The following is a 20,799-nucleotide window of genomic DNA, read 5'->3' as shown; positions in this document are numbered from 1 at the left end:
AGAAAAGCGCGTTGCCCGTCCTCCGGATGCCTGCGACGCTTCCGGACATGCCCAGTGAACAAGACACTCTTACGCCGCTGTCCCAGACCCCCAGCCCTCACCGGGTGGAGGCCCTCTTCTCGCACGGCCGCCTGGTCGCGATCCCGCGCAAGGAGGCCCGCCGGGAGCAGTTGCTCGTGCACCTCGCCGACACGCTGTTCGAGCGGGAGCGCTCGTACACCGAGCGCGAGGTGAACGAGGCGCTGCTCACCGTCCACGAGGACTGCTCCGCGCTGCGCCGCTACCTCGTCGTGGCGGGGCTGCTGGTCCGGCCCCGGGACGGCAGCAGCTACCGCCGCGGCCGCTGACGGTCAGTTGAGGGTGTCGGGGTCCGGGCCGGTGCGCATGCCCCGGTCCAGTCCCGCGATGGTGTTCATCTCCGCGGCCGACAGCTCGAAGTCGAAGACGTCGATGTTCTGCCGGATCCGCTCGGGCGTGACCGACTTGGGGATGACGACGTTGCCGAGCTGGAGGTGCCAGCGCAGCACCGCCTGGGCCGGGGACTTGCCGTGCCGCTCGGCGATGGAGACCAGGGCCTCCTCCTTGAGCAGGGCGCCCTGGGCCAGCGGGCTCCAGGCCTCGGTGGCGATGCCGTGCTCGGCGTGGAAGGCGCGCAGCTCGGCCTGCTGAAGGCCCGGGTGCAGCTCGATCTGGTTGACGGCGGGGACGAGCGTGCCCGTCTCCAGCAGCCGGCTCAGGTGGGCGGGCTGGAAGTTGGAGACCCCGGCGGCGCGGATCCGGCCGTCGGCGGCCAGCTTCTCCAGCGCACGCCAGGACTCCGGGTACAGGTTGTGGGCAGGCGTCGGCCAGTGGATCAGGTACAGGTCCACGTGGTCGAGGCCGAGCTTGGCCAGGCTCGCGTCGAACGCGGCGAGCGTGGCCTCGTAACCCTGGTCGGCGTTCCACAGCTTCGTGGTGACGAACAGCTCCTCGCGGGGGATCCCCGAGGCGGCCAGCGCACGGCCCACGCCGACCTCGTTGCCGTAGATCGCCGCGGTGTCGATGGACCGGTAACCGGCCTCCAGGGCGGCGGAGACGGCCGGGGTGGTCTCGTCGTCGGGCACCTGGAAGACGCCGAAGCCGAGCTGGGGGACGGTCACGCCGTTGTTGAGCGTGACGGTGGGAACGGTGGACATGGGGGGACCTTCCGGTGGCGCGGTGCACGCCGATGCCGATACGGATGGCGTACGACATGAATGGCGTACGACGTTTACTGGCGTCGACAATAATTGCACACGCGGGTTACATGCAAACGCGGGCGAGTCGCTGTCGTCGTGCTATGCGTCCGCCACCGAGTCGAACTCGACCTCTTCGCGCCCCACGCCCTGCGCATCAGCGTCCACCGACCGGCGCAGCGCCTCGTGCAGCTTCGCCGGGGTGAGGACCCCCAGGAACCGGGCCCCGTCCAGCACCGCCACCCACCCCGCGTCGTGCTGGAGCATCTCGCTGAACGCCTGCTTCAACGGGGCGCCCACCGGCACCCACGCGTCCATCCGGCGCGCCAGAGCGCCCACCGTCGCCCGCTCCCCGGCGCCCCGCAACGCGTCCGCCGCCACCCAGCCGTGCAGCTCGCCGTCCCCGTTCAGCACCACCGCCCACCGGGCCCCGACCGCCACCAGCCGGGCCGCCGCCTCCCGGGCCGGCTCCTCCAGCCGGGCCACCGGCGGCTCCTCCAGGTCCTCCGGCTCGATCGCGGTGACCGACAGCCGCTTCAGTCCCCGGTCGGAGCCCACGAACCGGGCCACGTACGGGGTGGCCGGGGTGCCGAGCACGGCGGCCGGCGTGTCGAACTGCTCGATGCGCCCCTCCCCGTACACCGCGATCCGGTCGCCCATCCGCACCGCTTCCTCGATGTCGTGCGTCACCAGGAGCACCGTCTTGCGCACCCGCTGCTGGAGGGCCAGGAACTCGTTCTGCAGCCGCTCCCGCACCACCGGGTCCACCGCCCCGAACGGCTCGTCCATCAGCAGCACCGGCGGATCCGCCGCGAGCGCCCGCGCCACGCCCACCCGCTGCCGCTGGCCGCCGGAGAGCTGCGCCGGATAGCGCGAGCCGTACGTCTTCGGGTCCAGGCCCACCAGGTCCAGCAGCTCCGCCGCCCGCTCCCGGGCCCGCGCCCGTTTCCAGCCGACCAGCGCCGGGACGGTCGCCGTGTTGTCCAGGACCGTGCGGTGCGGGAAGAGGCCGACCTGCTGGATCACATAGCCGATCCGGCGGCGCAGCTTCACCGGATCGATTCCCGCGATGTCCTCGCCGTCCACCAGGATCCGTCCCGAGGTCGGCTCGGTCAGCCGGTTCACCATCATCATCGTGGTCGTCTTGCCGCAGCCGGAAGGACCCACCAGGGTCACCAGCTCACCCTCCGCCACCTCGAAGGACAGCCCGTCGACCGCCGTCGTCCCGTCCGGATAGACCTTGCCGACCTGCTCGAACCGGATCATGTCTGCACGCTAGGAGCGCCCCGGCCGCACCGCACACGGGCCGGGACCGTCCGGGGCACGGCCCCTTGGTCCTGCGCGGGGGGCATGTGCTGGACTGGCCCTTTCGCCCGGATCGGCCAGCACCCCGGATCAGGAGTTCCCGTGAGCAGTTACCGGCAGCCCGGCGTCGTCCTCACCGACCGCCGCTTCACCGTGCCCCTCGACCACAGCGACCCCGGCGGCGAGCAGATCGAGGTCTACGGCCGCGAAGCGGTCGCCGCCTCCCGCGCCGGCGAGGAACTGCCCTGGCTGGTCTATCTGGAGGGCGGCCCCGGGTTCGGCGCCCGCCGGTTCGTCGGCACGGAGGCCTGGCTCGGCCGCGCCCTGCGCGAGTTCCGGGTGCTCCTCCTCGACCAGCGGGGGACCGGTCTCTCCACCCCGGCCAACCGGCAGACCCTGCCGCTGCGCGGCGGCCCGCGCGAACAGGCCGACTACCTCGCCCACTTCCGCTCCGACTCCATCGTCCGTGACTGCGAACTGATCCGGCAGCGGCTCACCGGCGGAGCGCCCTGGACGGTCCTCGGCCAGTCCTTCGGCGGCTTCTGCGCCGTCCGCTACCTCTCCTCGGCGCCCGAGGGCCTCGCGGCGGTCCTGATCACGGGCGGACTGCCCTCGCTGGACGCGCACGCGGACGACGTCTACCGGGCCGCGTACCCGCGTATCGCACGGAAGGTCGCCGCTCACTACGCCCGCTACCCGCAGGACGTCGAGCGCGCCCGCGCCATCGCCGCGCACCTCGCCGAACACCGGCCCGAGAGCGGCGGACACCGGCTCACCCCCGAGGGCTTCCAGTCGCTCGGCATCCTGCTCGGCACCGGCAGCGGCAGCCACCAGCTCCACTACCTGCTGGAGAACGCCTTCGTCCGCACCCCGCACGGCACCGAACTCTCCGACGCCTTCCAGGAAGCGATGCGCACCGCCGCCTCCTTCGCCGGGCACCCGCTCTACGCCCTGCTGCACGAGGCCATCTACGGGCAGGGCGAGCGCGCCACGGACTGGGCCGCCGAGCGGGTACGGGAAGAGTTCCCGCAGTTCGACGCGGCGACCGCGCTGAAGGGCGACGGGCCGCTCCTCTTCACCGGCGAGACGATCCACCCCTGGCACTTCGACGTCGACCCGGCGCTGCGCCCGCTGCGCGAGACCGCCGAACTGCTGGCGCAGCGCACCGACTGGCCGGTGCTGTACGACCCCGAGCGGCTCGCCGCCAACGAGGTCCCGGTGGCGGCGGCCGTCTACCACGACGACATGTACGTCGACACCGCGGACTCGCTGCGCACGGCGGCGGCGATCCGGGGGCTGCGGACCTGGGTGACGAACGAGTACGAGCACGACGGGGTGCGTGCGGGCGGCCCCCGGGTCCTGGACCGGCTGCTGTCCCTGGTGCGCGACGAGGCCTGACCGGTCCGGCCTCCCGGGGCCGGCCGTGGACCGGCCGGCCCCGCCGGATCAGCGCTGCAGCTGCTCCAGCGTGGCGTCCAGGTCGCCGGCGGTACGCGGGGCCCGGTTGTACGGCAGCTTCGAGAGGACCGCCGCCATCCCGCAGGTGTTGCTCAGCGCCGAATACACCAGGCCCGTGCCGACGCCCGCGGAGAGCCAGCGCGCCGCCGGGAAGCGGATGCCGGCCACCAGCCCCGCCACCACCAGCGAGCCCGCCGCGAGCCGCACCTGACGCTCCATGGGCCACGTGGCGTGCGCACCCTCGGGGCGGACCAGGCCGCGGCCGTCGCCCTCCCAGGCGGAGGTGCCGCCGGTCAGCGTCACCGCCTCGATGTCCGCGCCCGCGAGGATCTCGCAGGCCCGTGTCGACCGGACGCCGGAAGCGCACACCACCAGCAGCGAACCGCGCGCGGAGGCGGACTTCAGCGCGGGCAGCGCGTCCGGCAGCTTGTCGAGCGGGATGTTCAGGGCGCCGGGGACATGCCCGGCGGCGTACTCGCCCGGAGCCCGTACGTCGATGACGGTGAACTCCTCCAGACGGGCTGCGGCCTGGGCGGGGGAGAGGGATGCGGGGCTGGTCACGAGCGGATTTCCTTTCGTTCGCCGGACTCCAGCGTCGCACGCCCGCCGCGGGAGCCGGGGGTAGCCTGCCCGTATGACGCCGCAGCGACTCGAACCGATGCCCGTCGACTGGCAGCGCGCCCTGGCCGTGGTCGCCCACCCCGACGACCTGGAGTACGGGGCGGCCGCCGCAGTGGCCGAGTGGACCGACGGCGGCCGAGAGGTCTCCTACCTCCTCGCCAGCCGCGGCGAGGCCGGGATCGAGACCCTGCCGCCCGAGGAGTGCGCACCGGTGCGCGAACGGGAGCAGCGGGCGAGCGCCGCCGTCGTCGGCGTACGGACCGTGGAGTTCCTGGACCACCGCGACGGCGTCATCGAATACGGCGCAGAGCTGCGCCGCGACATCGCCGCGGCCATCCGCCGCCACCGCCCCGAACTGGTCGTCACCCTCAACCACCGGGACACCTGGGGCGGGGTCGCCTGGAACACCCCCGACCACCGCGCGGTCGGGCGCGCCACGCTGGACGCCGTCGCCGACGCGGGCAACCGCTGGATCTTCCCCGAACTCACCGAGCAGGGGCTCCAGCCGTGGGACGGGGTGCGCTGGACCGCCGTGGCGGGCAGCGACCGGCCCACCCACGCGGTCGACGTGACGGCCGGTCTCGAACGCTCGGTCCGGTCGCTGCTGGAGCACCGCACGTACATCGAGGCGCTGACCGTGGAGGACCCGGAGCGGTACTGCCGGGCCTTCCTGGAGGGCATGGCGAAGGACGCGGCCGAACAGTTCGACGGCCGTCCGGCGGTCACCTTCGAGGTCTTCGCGCACTAGGGCGCGTCGTCGTGCGCGTTGGCGTGTTGACAAACCGGCTTGCCGATTCTGCAATGGGCGGATGAAGGAACACGACCGGGACGACCCGGAACTGGAGTCCGTCCTCTCCGGCGTCGGCCCTCGCCTGCGCCGGCTGCGCAAGGACCGCGGCGTCACCCTCGCCGCCCTCTCGGCCGCCACCGGCATATCCGTCTCCACGCTCTCCCGGCTGGAGTCCGGCGGCCGTCGCCCCAGCCTCGAACTGATGCTGCCGATCGCCCGCGCCCATGAAGTGCCGCTCGACGACCTGGTGGGCGCCGCACCGGTCGGCGACCCCCGGGTGCGGGCCAAGCCGATCGTGCAGCACGGCCGGACCATGCTGCCGCTGACCGCCCGGCCGGGCGGCCTCCAGGCGTACAAGCTGATCCAGGAGCCGGGCAGCGGCGGCCCGCCGGAGCAGCGCACGCACGAGGGGTACGAGTGGCTGTTCGTGCTCTCCGGGAAGCTGCGGCTGCTGCTGGCCGAACACGATCTGGTGCTGGAGCCGGGAGAGGCCGCCGAGTTCGACACCCGGCTGCCGCACTGGTTCGGTCCCGCCGAGGACGAGACGGTGGAGTTCCTCAGCCTCTTCGGCCCGCAGGGCGAGCGCATGCACGTACGGGCGAAGCCCAAGCGCGGCTGAGGCCAAAAGCGTCCCTGGGGCGGGGCGGAGGTGTTCCCAGATAGGCAAGCGACCGCTTAGTATGCGCCGGAGCAGTGGTAATGCCGACCGCTCCGGCGGTTGACGCCGACAGTGTTGTGGAGGCCCCTCATGCAGGCATGGCGAGTGCACCGGAACGGCGAGCCGGGCGAGGTGATGCGGCTGGAGGAGGCGGACCTGCCCGTCCCCGGCGACGGGCAGGTGCTCGTCGAGGTCCGCGCCGCGAACGTCAACTTCCCCGACGCCCTGCTCTGCCGGGGCCAGTACCAGGTGCGGCCGCCGCTGCCGTTCACCCCGGGCGTCGAGGTGTGCGGCACCACCGAGGACGGGCGGCGGGTCCTCGCCACCCCGGCGCTGCCCCACGGCGGCTTCGCCGACTACGTGGTCGCGGACGAGGCGGCCCTGCTGCCCGCCCCCGGCGCCCTGGACGACGCCGAGGCGGCCGCCCTGCACATCGGTTACCAGACCGGCTGGTTCGGCCTGCACCGCCGCGCGAACCTCCAGCCCGGCGAGACCCTCCTGGTCCACGCGGCGGCCGGCGGCGTCGGCAGCGCGGCCGTCCAGCTCGGCAAGGCGGCCGGCGCGAAGGTCATCGGCGTCGTCGGCGGCCCCGACAAGGCGGTCGTCGCCCGCGAACTCGGCTGCGACCTGGTCATCGACCGGCGGAGCGAGGACATCGTCGCCGCCGTGAAGGAAGCCACCGGCGGGGGCGGCGCGGACGTCGTCTACGACCCGGTCGGCGGCGACGCGTACGCCAAGTCCGCCAAGTGCGTCGCCTTCGAGGGGCGCATCCTCGTCGTCGGCTTCGCCAGCGGCGTCATCCCCACCCCGGGCCTCAACCACGCCCTGGTGAAGAACTACTCCGTCGTCGGGCTGCACTGGGGCCTCTACAACACCAAGGACCCGGCCGCGGTCCGCGCCTGCCACGACGAGCTGACCAAGCTCGCCGAACAGGGCATCGTGAAGCCCCTGGTCAGTGAGCGTGTCGCGATGGCCGGAGCGGCCGACGCGGTCCAACGCGTCGCCGACGGCACCAGCACCGGCCGCATCGTCGTCCTGCCCGGAGGCGCCCGATGAGCCCCGCCGTCGACGCCGCCGAGGTCCGCCGGCTCACCCGCGAGCTGCTGGCCGCGCACCCACCCGCCACCACCGGCCGCACCGACTTCCTCAAGGCCCGCTTCGACGCCGGCCTCGCCTGGGTCCACTACCCGGTGGGCCTTGGCGGACTCGACGCGCCCCGCTCCCTCCAGCAGGTCGCCGACGCCGAACTGGCCGCCGCCGACGCGCCGGACAACGACCCGCGCCGCATCGGCATCGGCCTCGGCATGGCCGCCCCCACCATCCTCGGCTTCGGGACCGAGGAGCAGAAGCGCCGCTTCCTGCGCCCGCTGTGGGTGGGGGAGGAGGTCTGGTGCCAGCTGTTCAGCGAGCCCGGCGCCGGATCCGACCTCGCGGCGCTCGCCACCCGGGCCGTGAGGGACGAGACCGGTGACTGGATCGTCGACGGCCAGAAGGTCTGGACGTCCAGCGCCCACCTGGCCCGCTGGGCGATCCTCATCGCCCGCACCGACCCGGGCCTGCCCAAACACCGGGGCATCAGCTACTTCATCTGCGACATGACCGACCCCGGCGTCGAGGTCCGGCCGCTGCGCCAGATCACCGGCGAGGCCGAGTTCAACGAGGTCTTCCTCACCGGCGTACGGATCCCCGACAGCCACCGCCTGGGCCCCGTCGGCGAGGGGTGGAAGGTCGCCCGGACCACCCTGATGAACGAGCGCGTCTCCATCGGCGGCTCCCGCATCCCCCGCGAAGGCGGCATGATCGGCCCGGTCGCGAAGACCTGGCGCGAACGCCCCGAGCTGCGCACCCCCGACACCCACCAGCGCCTGCTGACCCTCTGGGTGGAGGCCGAGGTCGCCCGGCTCACCGGCGAGCGGCTGCGCCAGCAGCTCGTCGCCGGACAGCCGGGCCCCGAGGGCTCGGGCATGAAGCTCGCCTTCGCCCGACTCAACCAGGAGATCAGCGGCCTGGAGGTGGAACTCCTCGGCGACGAGGGCCTGTTGTACGGCGACTGGACCATGGTCCGCCCGGAGTTGGTCGACTTCACCGGACGGGACGCCGGCTACCGCTATCTCCGCTCCAAGGGCAACTCCATCGAGGGCGGCACCAGCGAGGTCCTGCTGAACATCGTGGCCGAACGCGTCCTCGGGCTGCCCGCCGAACCCCGCAACGACAAGGACGTCGCCTGGAAGGACCTGAGCCGATGACCGCGCCCGCCCAGCCCCCCGCCACCCCCGACCTGCTCTACTCGCAGGACGAGGAGGACCTGCGCTCCGCCGTCCGCGCCCTCCTCGCCGACCGGGCCGACGCGCCGACGGTGATCTCCGCGACCGAGTCCGACACGCCGTACGACCCGCAGTTGTGGTCCTCGCTGGCCGCTGACATCGGCGCGGCCGGACTCCTCGTGCCGGAGAAGCTCGGCGGCCAGGGCGCCTCCCACCGCGAGGCCGCCGTCGTCCTGGAGGAGCTGGGCCGCAGCGTCGCCCCCGTCCCGTTCCTGACCAGCTCCGTCGTGGCCACAGAGACCCTGCTCGCCCTGGGCGCGGAGGACGGACCGGCCGCCGCGCTCCTTCGCGAACTGGCCTCGGGCGCCCGTACGGCCGTCCTCGCCGTGCCCTTCGCGACCGCGCCCGCCGGGGCGACGGCGCTCACCTCACTGGAGGGGACGGTACGCGGCGTCGCTGACGCGGCCGCCGCCGACGTCCTGCTGGTGCCGACCGCCGAGGGACTGTACGCCGTCGAGGCCTCGGACCCGGGTGTCGCCGTGAGCCCGCTCGTCCCGCTGGACCTGACGAGGCCCCTGGCCGGCGTCACCCTGACCGGGGCGACCGGCACCCTGCTCGCCGACGCGGGCACGAGCGCCGCCGCCGTACGGCGCGGACTGCTCGCCGGAGCCGGACTGCTCGCCTCCGAACAGCTCGGCCTCGCCGAATGGTGCCTGACCGAGACCGTCCGGTACACCCGCGAACGCCACCAGTTCAACCGGCCCGTGGGCTCGTTCCAGTCGCTCAAGCACCGCATGGCGCAGCTCTGGCTGGAGGTCGTCTCCGCCCGCGCCGCCGCCCGCAACGCCGCCGACGCGCTGGCCACCGGCAGTCCCGACGCCCCGCTCGCCGTCGCGGTGGCCCAGGCGTACTGCTCGGGCGTCGCCGTGCACGCCGCCGAGGAGTGCGTCCAGCTGCACGGCGGGATCGGCATGACCTGGGAGCACCCCGCGCACCTGTACCTCAAGCGGGCCAAGGCGGACTCGATCGCGTACGGCACGGCGGGCAGTCACCGCCAGGCTGTGGCGGAACTGGCGGAGCTGCCGGCCCCGTAGGGCCTCCGCCCGGATCACCATCCGGCTCCGGAAACCTCGCCGCGTTCGTCGCGGCGGGCTTCCGGGGCCGTCCGCGTTTCCTCAACCGGGCCCCTCCGTCGCCTCCTCGGTCACCGGAGGGCGGGTGGCGCTCAGCCAGCGTTCACTGCGGGCGATGTGCGCCGCCGCCGCGCTCGCCGCGGCAGCCGGATCGCGGTTCGCCAGGGCGGCGACGATCGCCCGATGGTCCTCGTCGCCCGCCCGCTTGAACTCCGGGCCCTCCGGCAGCGCGAACACGCGGTAGTGCCGGGACCGGGACCGGAAGACCGTGAGCAGCGCCTCCATGGAGGGGCTGCCGCCGATGCGGGCGATCTCCGCGTGGAACCGATGGTCGTAGTCGGCGAACTCCGCCGGGTCCTCACTGGCCTCGATCGTCTCCAGCCAGCCCTGGAGGGTTTCCAGCTCCTCCGGGGTGATCCGGGCGGCGGCCTGGGCCATCACGTGCGACTCCAGTACCCGTCGGATCTCGAAGAGCTCCAACAAGCCGTCCAGGGGCAGTAGTTCGACGGTCAGGGACAGCCTTCCGAGCAGGTCCTCCGGCCGCAGCGCCGAGACGTACGTCCCCGAGCCGTGCCGCGCCTCGGCCGCCCCCAGCGCCGCCAGCATCCGCACCGCCTCCCGCAGCGATCCCCGGGAGACCCCGAGCTCCTCGCAGAGGTCCGCTTCCGGTGGGAACCGCTGGCCGGCCGCCAGGCGGCCACTGGAGATCATCCGGCGCAGGCCGTGGAACGCCTTGTCGACTGCGGACATCGGGCCCTCTCTCCGTATCGGCCCGGTGTCATGCCGAGCAGGGCGTCAGTTTAGGCGAGTCGTCCTATGTCATCGCAACGCGACCACAAGTCATTGGATAACTCACGTTGAACCCTTGCCCATCGGGCAGGAGGAGGGCAGTATTCCGGCCAAGTCATCACACCTCTTCTCGTCCATGTCTGATGTCCTGCCGTTTCTGGGAGCTCTGTGCCCACCATCGACCTCGCCCCCGCACCCCGGCCACTGGCCCTTCCCGACGGCCGCCCGGCCGCCGCCGCCTGGTCCCTCGATCCGACGGTCAAGCACCTGAACCACGGGTCCTTCGGCGCCGTGCCGCTCGCGGCCCAACGGGAGCAGGACCGTCAGCGCCGGCTGATGGAGGCGTCACCCGTGCAGTGGTTTCCCGCACTGCCGGGGAAGATCGCGGCCGCGCGGAGCGCGCTGGCCGGCTTCCTCGGGGTCGCGGTCGACGACCTCGCCCTCGTCCCCAACGCCAGCGCCGGCGCGAGCGTCGCCTACAACAGCCTTCCGGCACGCCCCGGCGGGGAGGTGCTGGTCACCGATCACGGCTACGGCGCGGTCACCATGGGGGCCGAACGCCTCGCCCGGCGATGGGGCGGCACCGTGCGTACGGTCCACGTTCCGCTCGACGCCGACGAGGACACCGCGTACGCGTGCGTGACCGCCGCGATGGGCGAGGCGACCGGCCTCGTCGTGATCGACCACATCACCTCGGCGACCGCCCGCTGGATGCCCGTCGGACGCATCGCCGCCGAAGCGCGCCGCCGGGGCATTCCCGTCCTCGTGGACGGAGCCCATGTGCCCGGACTCGTGGCCGACCCCCTCGCCGGAGTCGACTGCGACATCTGGGTGGGCAACCTGCACAAGTTCGGCTGCGCCCCCCGAGGCACGGCGGCGCTGGTCGCGCGTACCGCGCTGCGCGACAGCCTCTTCCCCCTCATCGACTCCTGGGGCGCCCGCGACCCCTTCCCCGACCGGTTCGACACCCAGGGCACCGTGGACGCCACGAGCTATCTCGCGGCCTCCTCCGCGCTCGACTTCGTGGGCGACACCTGGGGGTGGGACGCCGCCCGTACCTACATGGCGGAGCTGGCGGACTACGCGGAGCGGATCGTGGCCGAGGCGTTCTCCGAACTCACCGGCGAGGACTGCCGCGTGGATGTCGGCATGCCGGTCGGCGCCCTGCGGCTCGTACGCCTTCCCGCCCCGCTCGCCGCCACCCACCCCGAGGCCGACGCGCTCCGCGACCGGGTGGCGCGGGAACTGGGCGTCGCAGCCGCTTTCACCAGCTTCGGCGGCGTCGGTTACCTGCGCCTGTCGACGCATGTGTACAACACGCCCGCCGACTTCGAGCACTTCGCCGAGCGTTGCGTTCCCGCACTCGGCGCTTGGTCCCGCAACCAATCCCACGGAGGACAACGATGAAAAGCAGGAACACGGTCATCGCCCTGGGCCTCGCCCTCGGCCTGACGGCGACGGGCTGCTCCGCCATGGGCGGCGGATCCGGCGACGGAACGGTCACCCTGAACATGGTCGAGAGCCTGACCAACCCCGCGCGCACGGAACTGCTGCAACAGCTCATCGGCGACTTCGAGAAGCAGAACCCGAAGATCAAGGTGAACCTGGTGTCGCCGCCGACCGCGCAGGCTGACCAGAAGATCCAGCAGATGCTGCAGTCCGGCAGCGGGGTCGACACCGTGGAGGTCAGGGACATCACGGTCGGCCCCTGGTCGAACAACAAGTGGCTCCACGACATGGGCCCGGACCTGAAGGACTGGTCCGGCTGGCAGCAGCTCACCGAGAACGCCGCCGAGGCCGCCAAGGACGAAAAGGGCCGCACGTACTTCGTGCCGTACGGCTTCTACGGGCTCAGCCTCTTCTACCGGAAGGACCTCATAGCCGAAGCCGGGTACGACAAGCCGCCCGGCACCTGGGACGAACTCCTCCAGCAGGCGAGCGCCGTCCAGGACACGGGCAAGCGGCGCTACGGCTACGCCTTCCGGGGCGGTCCCAACGCCGTCAGCAATGTCACCGCGGTCATCGAGGCGTACGTCGCCGACCGCATCGACCCCGCCGACGGCTACCGGCTGACCGACGGCAGCACGATCTTCTCCGCGCCGGAAGCAGCCGAGGCGCTCAAGACGTACGTCGAGATCTTCAAGAAGGGCGCACCTCCGTCCTCCGTGGCCTGGGGCTACCCCGAGATGGTCGAGGGCTTCTCCAACGGATCCACGGCGTTCCTCCTCCAGGACCCCGAGGTGATCGCCACCCTGCGGAAGTCCAAGGCGGTCAAGGAGGAGCAGTGGACCACCGCCCCGCTGCTCGCCGGCCCGGGCGGAAAGGCCGTACAGCCGCTGGCGACCGCGGGATGGGGCGTGGCCAAGGGGAGCAAGCACAAGGCGGAGGCCGTGAAGCTGGTCGAGTTCCTGTCGGAGGGCGAGGCGTCCACCACGTTCGCCCAGGAGAACAGCCTCGTCCCGATCCTGAAGGAGGCGGCCGAGGACTCCTTCTACAAGACCGGCCCCTGGGCCAGCTACGTCACGATGAACGAGAACCCGGAGCGGTATCTCACCGCCACCCAGCCCCGCGACGTGCCGTGGTTCACCGAGTGGACGCAGAAGGCCGACGCGGACGTCCAGCGCGTGCTCCTCGGCAAGATGACGCAGGAACAGCTCCTCGCCGACTGGGACGCCTACTGGACCGAGAAGCGGAAGAGCGAGAAGGGCTGACATGCGCGCAGGTACGGCTCCACCGGCCCCCGAGAAAGCTCGGCGACGCCCCGGGGGCCCGCGCCGGGCGCAGCCGGCGGACGGCGGGCGGCGCAAGCGGGAGTTCACGACGCGCAGAGGTCTGACCATCGCGGCGTTCATGGCGCCGGCGGCTCTCTTCGTGGCGTTCTTCACCTACTACCCGATGATCGCCGGAAGCCAGATGGCCTTCCGTAACTGGAACCTCTCCGACCTGACCGACACGTCCTTCGTCGGGTTCGGGAACTTCAAGGACATCTTCGGCGACCCGCTGTGGGGCACCGTCCTGAGCAACACCGCCCTCTGGGTGGTCGCCTCGATCGTGCCCCAGCTGGTCATCGGCTTCGCGCTGGCCCTGTGGCTGCGACGCCGCTTCCGCTTCCGCGGTCTCTACCAGGCGCTGATCTTCTTCCCCTGGGCGATCTCCGGCTTCCTGATCGGCATCCTGTTCCGCTGGATGTTCAACAGTGAGTTCGGCGTCGTCAACGACCTGCTGATGAAGGCGTCTTTGATCGACGAGCCGGTGGCCTGGCTGGCCGATCCCCAGACAGCCATGGTCGCGATCATCGTCGCCAATATCTGGTACGGGGTGACCTTCTTCGCGATCATGATCCTCGCGGCGCTGCAGTCGATTCCCGACGAGGTCTACGAAGCCGCCGCGCTCGACGGCGCCGGGAAGGTGCGCACCCTCTTCCAGATCACCATCCCCTACATCCGGGCGACGCTGGCCCTCACGGTGCTGCTGCGGGTGATCTGGATCTTCAACTTCCCCGACATCATCTTCGGCACCACGGGCGGTGGTCCGAACAACGAGACGCACATCGTCACCACCTGGATGATCACGATCATGCAGCAGGGCGACTACGGCAGGGCGTCCGCCCTCGGGCTGCTGATCGTCGCCGGGCTGCTGCTGTTCTCCGTCTTCTACCTCACGGCCACCAAAGAGAAGGGGGTGCGGCGGTGAACACCCGCGAGTCCCGGGCCGGCAAGGCCGCGAGGATCGGCTTCCTCACGCTCTGGCTCATCTTCACGATCTTCCCGCTGTACTGGATCACCATCACGTCCTTCAAACCCGCCGGCGACATCTTCACCTTCCCCCTCGCGTACTGGCCCGAGGACTTCTCCCTCGAGAACTACTCCGGCCTGTTCGGCTCGGCCCAGTTCGGCACCTACCTCCTCAACAGCCTGATCGTGTCGGCGGTGGCCGGGACCGTGGCGACCGTGATCTCGATGCTCTCGGCCTACGTACTCGCCCGGTTCGAGTTCCGGACCAAGACCGCACTGCTGATGGCGGCCCTGGTCACGCAGATGATCCCCAGTTTCATCGCGCTGGGGCCGCTGTACCTGCTGATGACCGACCTGGGGCTCGTCGACAACCGGCTCGGACTCGTCCTCGTCTACATCGCGGTCTGCATCCCGTTCTGCACGGTCATGCTCCGCGGATTCTTCGCCAACATCCCGGACACCCTGGAGGAGGCGGCCATGATCGACGGCTGCTCACGGTTGGGCGCGCTGTTCCGGGTGCTCCTGCCCGTGATGAAGCCGGGCATCGTGGCAGCCTTCATCTTCAACTTCGTCAACTGCTGGAACGAGCTGTTCCTGTCCGTGACGCTGATGAACAGCGACGACAACAAGACCGTGCCGACCGCTCTCAACGGCTTCATCTCCAGCTTCAACATCGACTGGGGTTCGATGTCCGCGGCCGCCGTCCTGACGATCCTCCCGACCATGGTGCTGTTCGCCTTCGCCAGCCGGCACATCGTGCAGGGCCTCACCGCGGGTGCGGTCAAGGGATGACCCCGGCCAGGGCCGTCGCCGCCGCGATCACCGGCCGAAGAACTGCGGCGACGGAGCGCGCTGTTTGAGCGTGCTGTTTAATTGCGTACTGCTCGCAATTACAGTCGATCTTGAACAGGGATGTGCAGAGTATGACGGCCCGATCGATACGGGTGGCGGTCGCCGCCACACTGGCGACCGCCCTGTCCCTGACCGCGGCAGCCTGCTCGAACCCGGACAGCGCCAGGAGCGGATCCGGGTCGGGCTCCACCTCGGCCGTCGTCGGCATCGCCTACGAACCCGACAGCCTGAGCCCGCTCCTCGGCTACGGCAAGGACGGCAACTCCAAGATCTTCGACGGGCTGCTCGCCCTGGACGCCGACATGAAGCTCCGCCCCGCCCTCGCCGCCGCACTCCCCGAGGTCAGCGCCGACGGCCTGACGTACACCTACAAGCTGCGCCAGGGCGTGAAGTTCAGCGACGGCAAGGCGTTCGGCGCCAAGGACGTCGTCTTCACCTACCGCACCATCCTCGACGAGAAGACCAACAACCCCTCCCGCACCGAGTTGGACGCCGTCAAGGACGTCACGGCGAAGGGCGAGGACACGGTCGTCTTCACGCTCAAGTACCCCTACGCGCCGTTCGCCCAGCGCACCGTCCTGCCCATCGCCCCCGAGCACATCGCGGGCCAGCAGGACGTCAACACCGGGGCCTTCACCACCAAGCCGATCGGCACCGGGCCCTACGTCCTGACCAAGTGGTCCAAGGGCGAGAAGCTCAGCTTCACCGCCAACCCCGACTACTGGGGCGGCGCACCCGAGGTGAAGAAGTTCACCATGGCGATCATCAAGGACGACGACGTCCGCGCCACCCGGCTGCGCTCCGGCGACCTCGACGGCGCGATCCTGCCGCCCAACCTCGCCAAGGGCTTCGCGAGCGACGAGCGCAGGAAGACGTACGCCGCGGACAGCTACGACTACCGCACGGTGACCCTCCCCACCCACAACAAGGTCGCCGGGGACACCGCCGTGCGCCGCGCCCTCGACCTCGCGGTCGACCGCGAGACCATGGTGAAGGCCATCCTCAACGGTGACGGCAAGCCCGCCTACGGCCCCGTCCCCACCGACAGCGAGTGGTTCACGAAGGGCACCGAGCGCAAGCACGACGTGGCCGCCGCGAAGAAGATCCTGGACGAGGCCGGCTGGAAGCCCGGCAAGGACGGCGTCCGGGTCAAGGACGGCGTGCGGGCCGCCTTCCCCCTCTGGTACCTCACCGGCGACAAGCTCCGCCAGGAGCACGCCCTCGCCTACGCCTCCGACGCCAAGAAGGCCGGCATCGCCATCACCGCCGAGGCCGGGACCTGGGAGGTCATCGAGCCACGGATGAAGCACGACGCGGTGCTCGCGGGCGGCGGCTCCCCGGCCGACCCCGACTTCGACCAGTACACCCTGCTGAAGTCCTCCCTCGCCGGCGACGGCTTCAACAACATGGCCTGGTACGACAACAAGGCCGTCGACGCCGCGATCGAGGCGGGCCGCAAGAGCGGCGACAAGGCCGAGCGGAAGAAGGCGTACGACACCGTCCAGCGCGAGCTGGTGAAGAACCCGGGCTACACCTTCCTCACCCACATCGACCACCTCTACGTCGTCGACGACCGCTTCGGCCCCCTCACCACCCAGGTCGAGCCGCACGACCACGGGCTGGCCTCCGGCCCCTGGTGGAACGTCGAGAAGTGGTCCACCGAGAACGCCGGGGACGCGAAGAAGTGAGCCGACGCCTCCCCTGGGGGCCGATGGCGCGGATGGCGGGACGGCGGGCCCTGTTCGCCGTCCCCGTCCTCGGCGTCGTCACCTTCGGCGTCTTCGCCGTCGCCGCCGCGTCCCCCTTCGACCCCGTCAAGGCCTACGCGGGCACCGCCGGGCTCACCGCATCGCAGGAGAACCTCGACCAGCTGCGGGCCAACCTCGGCGTCGACCAGCCCCTCGTCGCCCGCTGGTGGGACTGGCTCACCTCCGCCCTCCAGGGCGACCTCGGCGACTCCAGCGTGATGCGGCAGCCCGTCGCCGACGTCATCGCGGAACGCATGGGCTGGTCCGTCCTGCTCGCCGCCACGGCCTTCCTCGTCGCGATCCTCCTCGGCACCGGGCTCGGCGTCCTCGCCGCCCGCAGGCCCGGCGGCTGGCTCGACCGGTGCGTCAGCTCCGTCGCGTACACCCTGGAGGCCGCCCCCGCCTTCTGGCTCGGGCTGCTCGCCATCTGGTTCTTCGCCCTGAAGCTCGACGTCCTGCCGGCCGGCGGGCTCACCGACGCGGCCAGCGACGTCGTCACCTTCGGCCAGGTCGCCTCCCACCTGGTGCTGCCCGCGGCGGTCCTCGGCATCTCCCAGCTGCCGTGGTTCTTCCTGTACGTACGCCAAGGGGTCGCCGACGCGCTGGCCGAGGACCCGGTCCGCGGCGCCCGCGCCCGGGGGCTGAGCGAGCGCACCGTGCTCCTCGGCCACGCCCTGCGCTCCGGGATGCTGCCGATGCTCACCCTGATCGGCTCCCGCGTCCCCGAACTCATCACCGGCGCGCTGCTCGTGGAGACGGTCTTCAGCTGGCCCGGCATCGCCGCCGCCACCGTCGAGGCCGCCACCTCGGTGGACTTCTCCCTGCTCGCCGCGCTCACGGTGCTCGCCACCGCCGCCGTCCTGCTCGGCAACCTGCTCTCCGACCTCCTCTACGGACTCGCCGACCCCCGGGTGGCCTTCGATGGCTGAGACCGCACTCGCCCAGCCTGGGCGTGCCACCCGCCGCGTCCGGGTCGTCACCTCGGCGGTGCTCGTCATCGCCGTCGCGCTCGCCGTCCTCGTCGTCCCGCCGCTGGCCCAGCTCGACCAGCAGGCCGTCGACCTGGCCAACAAGCTCGCCCCGCCGTCGCTCGCCCACCCGTTCGGCACCGACGACGTCGGCCGCGACCTCCTGCTGCGCTGCGTCTACGGGCTGCGCGTATCCCTGCTCGTCGGCCTGGTCGCGGCCCTCACCGCCACCGTCATCGGCACCGCGATCGGCGCGCTGGCCGGGGCGTTCGGCGGCTGGATCGACCGGGTCGTGATGCGGGTCGTCGACGCCCTGTCCTCCATCCCGCACCTGCTGCTCGGCATCTTCATCGTCGCGATGTTCCGGCCCGGCGTCTGGCCGGTGATCATCTCGGTCGCCCTGACGCACTGGATCTCCACCGCCCGGATCGTCCGCTCCGAGGTGCTGTCCCTGCGCTCGCGCCCCTTCATCGACGCGGCGATCTCCGGCGGTGCCTCCCGTACCCGGGTCATCGTGCGGCACCTGCTGCCGGGCGTGCTCCCGCAGGCGGGACTTGCGGCGGTCCTCATGGTCCCGCATGCCATGTGGCACGAGTCCGCGCTGTCCTTCCTCGGGCTCGGGCTCCCGGCCCATCAGGCGAGCCTCGGCAACCTCGTCCAGTCCGCGCGCGGTTCGCTGCTCGCGGGGGACTGGTGGCCCACGCTCTTCCCCGGCCTCTTCCTGATCATTCCCACCCTCGCGCTCGCGGGACTCGCCGGAGCCTGGCGCGACCGGATCAACCCGCGCCGGAAATCGGAGCTGATGCTGTGACCGACGACCGAGCGACAACTCAGGCTCCCGCCCTCGATGTCCGGGACCTCTCCGTCCGCTTCCGCATGCGCGGCGGCCGGGACATCGCCGCCGTCACCGACGCCCGCTTCACCGTCGCGCCGGGGGAGTGCCTGGCCCTGGTCGGCGAGAGCGGCTGCGGCAAGTCCGTCCTGGCCTCCGCCCTGCTCGGCCTGCTGCCCGCCAACGCGGCCACCACCGGCAGCGCGGTGCTCGGCGGGGACACGGACCTGCTCACCGCCGGCGAACGGACCCTCGCCCGCACCGTACGGGGACGGCGCATCGGCCTCGTACCGCAGAGCCCCGCCGCCCACCTCACGCCCGTGCGCACCGTCCGGGCCCAACTGGAGGAGAGCCTGCGCGAGCTGACCGGGGCGCGGGGGAGGGAGCTGCCGAAGGCCGCCGTGGCGGCCGCCGCCCGCGCCTCGTTCCCCGAGGGCCACCTCGACCGCTACCCCCACGAGCTCTCGGGCGGCCTCGCCCAGCGTGCCGCGACCGCCCTCGCCCTGATCGGCGACGCCCCGCTGCTGCTCGCCGACGAACCGACCACCGGGCTCGACCGGGACCTCGTCGAGCGGACGGTGGACGAACTGCGCCGCCACACCGACGAGGGCCGGGCGCTGCTGATCATCACCCACGACCTGGCCGCCGCCGAACGCATCGCCGACCGGGTCGCCGTCATGTACGCGGGCCGGATCGTCGAGATCGCGGACGCGGAGGCCTTCTTCGGTGCACCCGGCCCCCGCCACCCGTACGCCAAGGGCCTGTTGAACGCCCTGCCCGAGCGGGACTTCACCCCGATCCCGGGCATGCCGCCCGAGCTGGGCGCGCTGCCCGACGGCTGCGCCTTCGCCGACCGCTGCGCGTACGCGGACGCCCGCTGCACCGGCGAACGCCCGGCCTTCACCTCCGGCCTGGCCTGCCACCACGCGCCGACCGGCCTGGCGTACCCCCGCAAGGAGGCCGCCGATGCTTGAGCTGACCCGGATCACCGCCGGCTACGACCGCCGCGACCCCGTCGTCCGCGAGGTGTCCCTGCACGTCGCGGCGGGCGAGGCGGTCGGGCTGCTGGGCCCCAGCGGCTGCGGCAAGTCCACCCTGGCCAAGGTCGCGGCCCTCCTGCACCGCCCCGACGCCGGAACCATGACCCTCGACGGCACAGTGATACGCGGCTGGCGGCACCGTGCCCCGCGCGAGCAGCGCACCGCCGTCGGCGTCGTCTTCCAGCAGCCCCGGCTCTCCGCCGACCCCCGCCTCAGCCTGCGCGAACTGATCGCCCAGCCGCTGCGGTCCACCGGCCGCCGCCGGGACGTCCCCGGGCGGGTGGCGGAACTGGCCCCGCTGGTCGGCCTCTCCGAGGAGCTGCTGGAGCGCCGTCCGCACGCGGTGAGCGATGGTCAGCTCCAGCGGGCCTGCCTCGCCCGGGCCCTGGTGCTGCGGCCCCGGCTGCTGATCTGCGACGAGATGACCGCGATGCTCGACGCGTCCACGACGGCCGCCCTGGTCGCCGTGGTCGAGCGCTACCGCGCCGAGTCCGGGGCGGCCCTCCTGGCCGTCGGCCACGACAGGGTGCTGCTGGAGCGCTGGTGCGACCGTACGGTCCGCTGGGACGAGCGCGACACCAAGAAGGCGCCGGCCGGGCCCGTCACAGCTGGTGGCGGACTCCGGCCTCCTGCTGCGCCTCGGTGAGCTGCTCGCGGAGGTCGCCCTCGATGGACTCGCGGGCCTTGCCGCGGCGGAAGAGGGGAAGCACGGTGCGCTGCTTCCCGTCCTCGACGAGCAGGGCGAGCCCGCCGTACAGAGCGAAGGCCCCGATGCCGAGACCGGCCCAGCCCGCCGCCGTCTGGAAGAAGGTGCCCAGCCCCGCCTCGTACAGGCCCGTGAGGGCGAAGCGCACCGCGGTGAGGGTGAGGAGCACGGCGAACAGAGGCTTGGACTGCACGGCCGCCCCGGCGAGTGCGAGCACGAAGGGGACGAGCGCCAGGAGGAAGACGGCCTGGGCCACCACCGGCTTGCCGGGCGGTGAGTCCAGGGATGTCACGCTCGTGCCCGCCCAGGCGGCGCCGAGCAGCAGCAGCGCCGTGCCCGCGCCGGCGTCGCGGGCCAGGAAGGCGAAGACTCCACCGACGAGTTGGAGCGGCACGACGAAGATGAGGACGAGGAGCAGAAGGATGCTGCTCTGCGCGGCCGGCACCCAGCCGAGTTGAAGGGAGGACAGCACCGTGCTGCCCATACCGAGGGCGAAGAAGCCCAGCGGCAGCGGGCTGGCGATCGGGCGCAGCACGATCCGCGTCACGGCGTCGGTCGTCAGCGGCTCCGAAGGGCCGTCGGGGCGGGGTTCCTGAGTCACCGCGCAAGCGTACGAGTCCCCAAGGCGCCCCTGGCCACCGGCCGGGCGCTCGCCGGTCCGCAACGGGCGCGCGGACCGGGGCCCTC

The 20,799-nt window shown here is 72.0% G+C and carries 21 protein-coding genes; 16 read left to right on the top strand and 5 right to left on the bottom strand.

Annotation, left to right across the window (positions count from 1 at the left end):
• Positions 1 to 47 precede the first annotated feature (47 nt).
• Positions 48 to 347, top strand: coding sequence for a DUF2087 domain-containing protein (locus tag ACFWM7_RS20500; RefSeq protein ID WP_383262630.1), 300 nt, complete (start codon positions 48 to 50; stop codon positions 345 to 347).
• A 3-nt stretch (positions 348 to 350) separates the two neighbouring features.
• Here ACFWM7_RS20500 and ACFWM7_RS20495 read toward each other — a convergent pair whose 3' ends face one another.
• Complete coding sequence (locus tag ACFWM7_RS20495) at positions 351 to 1,175, bottom strand: aldo/keto reductase (RefSeq protein WP_383262627.1); 825 nt, start codon at positions 1,173 to 1,175, stop codon at positions 351 to 353.
• A 141-nt stretch (positions 1,176 to 1,316) separates the two neighbouring features.
• On the bottom strand, positions 1,317 to 2,480 hold the full coding sequence (locus tag ACFWM7_RS20490) for a betaine/proline/choline family ABC transporter ATP-binding protein (protein ID WP_383262625.1): 1,164 nt from the start codon (positions 2,478 to 2,480) through the stop codon (positions 1,317 to 1,319).
• 141 nt (positions 2,481 to 2,621) lie between these two features.
• Between ACFWM7_RS20490 and ACFWM7_RS20485 the strand changes: the two genes are divergently transcribed.
• On the top strand, positions 2,622 to 3,917 hold the full coding sequence (locus ACFWM7_RS20485; protein ID WP_383262622.1) for an alpha/beta fold hydrolase: 1,296 nt from the start codon (positions 2,622 to 2,624) through the stop codon (positions 3,915 to 3,917).
• Positions 3,918 to 3,965: 48 nt separating this feature from the next.
• Here the strand turns inward: ACFWM7_RS20485 and ACFWM7_RS20480 are convergent, their stop codons facing one another.
• A complete protein-coding gene (locus ACFWM7_RS20480) occupies positions 3,966 to 4,538 on the bottom strand; it encodes a rhodanese-like domain-containing protein (RefSeq protein ID WP_383262620.1) in 573 nt (190 codons plus the stop codon).
• Between the two features lie 73 nt (positions 4,539 to 4,611).
• Between ACFWM7_RS20480 and ACFWM7_RS20475 the strand changes: the two genes are divergently transcribed.
• The 5 genes from ACFWM7_RS20475 to ACFWM7_RS20455 all read left to right on the top strand — a co-directional run bounded on the left by ACFWM7_RS20475 (position 4,612) and on the right by ACFWM7_RS20455 (position 9,404).
• On the top strand, positions 4,612 to 5,346 hold the full coding sequence (locus ACFWM7_RS20475; protein WP_383262618.1) for a PIG-L deacetylase family protein: 735 nt from the start codon (positions 4,612 to 4,614) through the stop codon (positions 5,344 to 5,346).
• A gap of 61 nt (positions 5,347 to 5,407) precedes the next feature.
• Entirely contained in the window at positions 5,408 to 6,007 is a 600-nt protein-coding gene (locus ACFWM7_RS20470; RefSeq protein WP_383262616.1) for a helix-turn-helix domain-containing protein, read from the top strand.
• A gap of 129 nt (positions 6,008 to 6,136) precedes the next feature.
• The gene (locus tag ACFWM7_RS20465) at positions 6,137 to 7,102 is read left to right on the top strand and encodes an NADPH:quinone oxidoreductase family protein (protein ID WP_383262614.1); all 966 of its coding nucleotides are present in this window, start codon (positions 6,137 to 6,139) and stop codon (positions 7,100 to 7,102) included.
• Positions 7,099 to 8,292 (top strand): acyl-CoA dehydrogenase family protein, encoded by a 1,194-nt coding sequence (locus tag ACFWM7_RS20460; RefSeq protein ID WP_383262612.1) that lies wholly within the window; start codon positions 7,099 to 7,101, stop codon positions 8,290 to 8,292. Before ACFWM7_RS20465 ends, ACFWM7_RS20460 begins: the two co-directional genes overlap by 4 nt.
• On the top strand, positions 8,289 to 9,404 hold the full coding sequence (locus ACFWM7_RS20455) for an acyl-CoA dehydrogenase family protein (protein ID WP_383262610.1): 1,116 nt from the start codon (positions 8,289 to 8,291) through the stop codon (positions 9,402 to 9,404). Before ACFWM7_RS20460 ends, ACFWM7_RS20455 begins: the two co-directional genes overlap by 4 nt.
• A gap of 81 nt (positions 9,405 to 9,485) precedes the next feature.
• On the opposite strand, the gene ACFWM7_RS20450 is transcribed toward ACFWM7_RS20455, so the two are convergent.
• Positions 9,486 to 10,193 (bottom strand): FadR/GntR family transcriptional regulator, encoded by a 708-nt coding sequence (locus ACFWM7_RS20450; protein WP_383262608.1) that lies wholly within the window; start codon positions 10,191 to 10,193, stop codon positions 9,486 to 9,488.
• 207 nt (positions 10,194 to 10,400) lie between these two features.
• Here ACFWM7_RS20450 and ACFWM7_RS20445 point away from each other — a divergent pair, with 207 nt between their 5' ends.
• From ACFWM7_RS20445 to ACFWM7_RS20405, 9 genes are all read left to right on the top strand, one after another.
• Positions 10,401 to 11,639 carry an aminotransferase class V-fold PLP-dependent enzyme gene (locus ACFWM7_RS20445; protein WP_383262606.1) on the top strand — a complete coding sequence of 413 codons (1,239 nt, stop codon included), beginning with the start codon at positions 10,401 to 10,403 and terminating at the stop codon, positions 11,637 to 11,639.
• Positions 11,636 to 12,943 carry an ABC transporter substrate-binding protein gene (locus ACFWM7_RS20440; protein WP_383262604.1) on the top strand — a complete coding sequence of 436 codons (1,308 nt, stop codon included), beginning with the start codon at positions 11,636 to 11,638 and terminating at the stop codon, positions 12,941 to 12,943. Before ACFWM7_RS20445 ends, ACFWM7_RS20440 begins: the two co-directional genes overlap by 4 nt.
• A gap of 1 nt (position 12,944) precedes the next feature.
• Positions 12,945 to 13,925 (top strand): carbohydrate ABC transporter permease, encoded by a 981-nt coding sequence (locus ACFWM7_RS20435; protein ID WP_383262602.1) that lies wholly within the window; start codon positions 12,945 to 12,947, stop codon positions 13,923 to 13,925.
• The gene (locus ACFWM7_RS20430) at positions 13,922 to 14,758 is read left to right on the top strand and encodes a carbohydrate ABC transporter permease (protein ID WP_383262600.1); all 837 of its coding nucleotides are present in this window, start codon (positions 13,922 to 13,924) and stop codon (positions 14,756 to 14,758) included. The genes ACFWM7_RS20435 and ACFWM7_RS20430 overlap by 4 nt, the downstream gene beginning before the upstream one ends.
• 131 nt (positions 14,759 to 14,889) lie before the next feature.
• On the top strand, positions 14,890 to 16,506 hold the full coding sequence (locus tag ACFWM7_RS20425; protein WP_383262598.1) for an ABC transporter substrate-binding protein: 1,617 nt from the start codon (positions 14,890 to 14,892) through the stop codon (positions 16,504 to 16,506).
• 23 nt (positions 16,507 to 16,529) lie between these two features.
• On the top strand, positions 16,530 to 17,495 hold the full coding sequence (locus ACFWM7_RS20420; RefSeq protein WP_383262634.1) for an ABC transporter permease: 966 nt from the start codon (positions 16,530 to 16,532) through the stop codon (positions 17,493 to 17,495).
• The gene (locus ACFWM7_RS20415; RefSeq protein ID WP_383262597.1) at positions 17,488 to 18,345 is read left to right on the top strand and encodes an ABC transporter permease; all 858 of its coding nucleotides are present in this window, start codon (positions 17,488 to 17,490) and stop codon (positions 18,343 to 18,345) included. Before ACFWM7_RS20420 ends, ACFWM7_RS20415 begins: the two co-directional genes overlap by 8 nt.
• Entirely contained in the window at positions 18,342 to 19,340 is a 999-nt protein-coding gene (locus ACFWM7_RS20410) for an ABC transporter ATP-binding protein (RefSeq protein ID WP_383262595.1), read from the top strand. Before ACFWM7_RS20415 ends, ACFWM7_RS20410 begins: the two co-directional genes overlap by 4 nt.
• Positions 19,333 to 20,052 carry an ABC transporter ATP-binding protein gene (locus tag ACFWM7_RS20405; RefSeq protein ID WP_383262593.1) on the top strand — a complete coding sequence of 240 codons (720 nt, stop codon included), beginning with the start codon at positions 19,333 to 19,335 and terminating at the stop codon, positions 20,050 to 20,052. Before ACFWM7_RS20410 ends, ACFWM7_RS20405 begins: the two co-directional genes overlap by 8 nt.
• On the opposite strand, the gene ACFWM7_RS20400 is transcribed toward ACFWM7_RS20405, so the two are convergent.
• On the bottom strand, positions 20,009 to 20,659 hold the full coding sequence (locus ACFWM7_RS20400) for a hypothetical protein (RefSeq protein WP_383262632.1): 651 nt from the start codon (positions 20,657 to 20,659) through the stop codon (positions 20,009 to 20,011). The two genes, ACFWM7_RS20405 and ACFWM7_RS20400, sit on opposite strands and share 44 nt — an antisense overlap.
• Positions 20,660 to 20,799 lie beyond the last annotated feature (140 nt).

It is taken from the genome of Streptomyces sp. NPDC058375, from assembly GCF_042723425.1.
In the GTDB taxonomy this organism is placed as follows: domain Bacteria; phylum Actinomycetota; class Actinomycetes; order Streptomycetales; family Streptomycetaceae; genus Streptomyces; species Streptomyces durocortorensis.
Note: the sequence above shows the minus strand (reverse complement) of the source record. Positions and strands in the feature narration are given on the sequence as shown.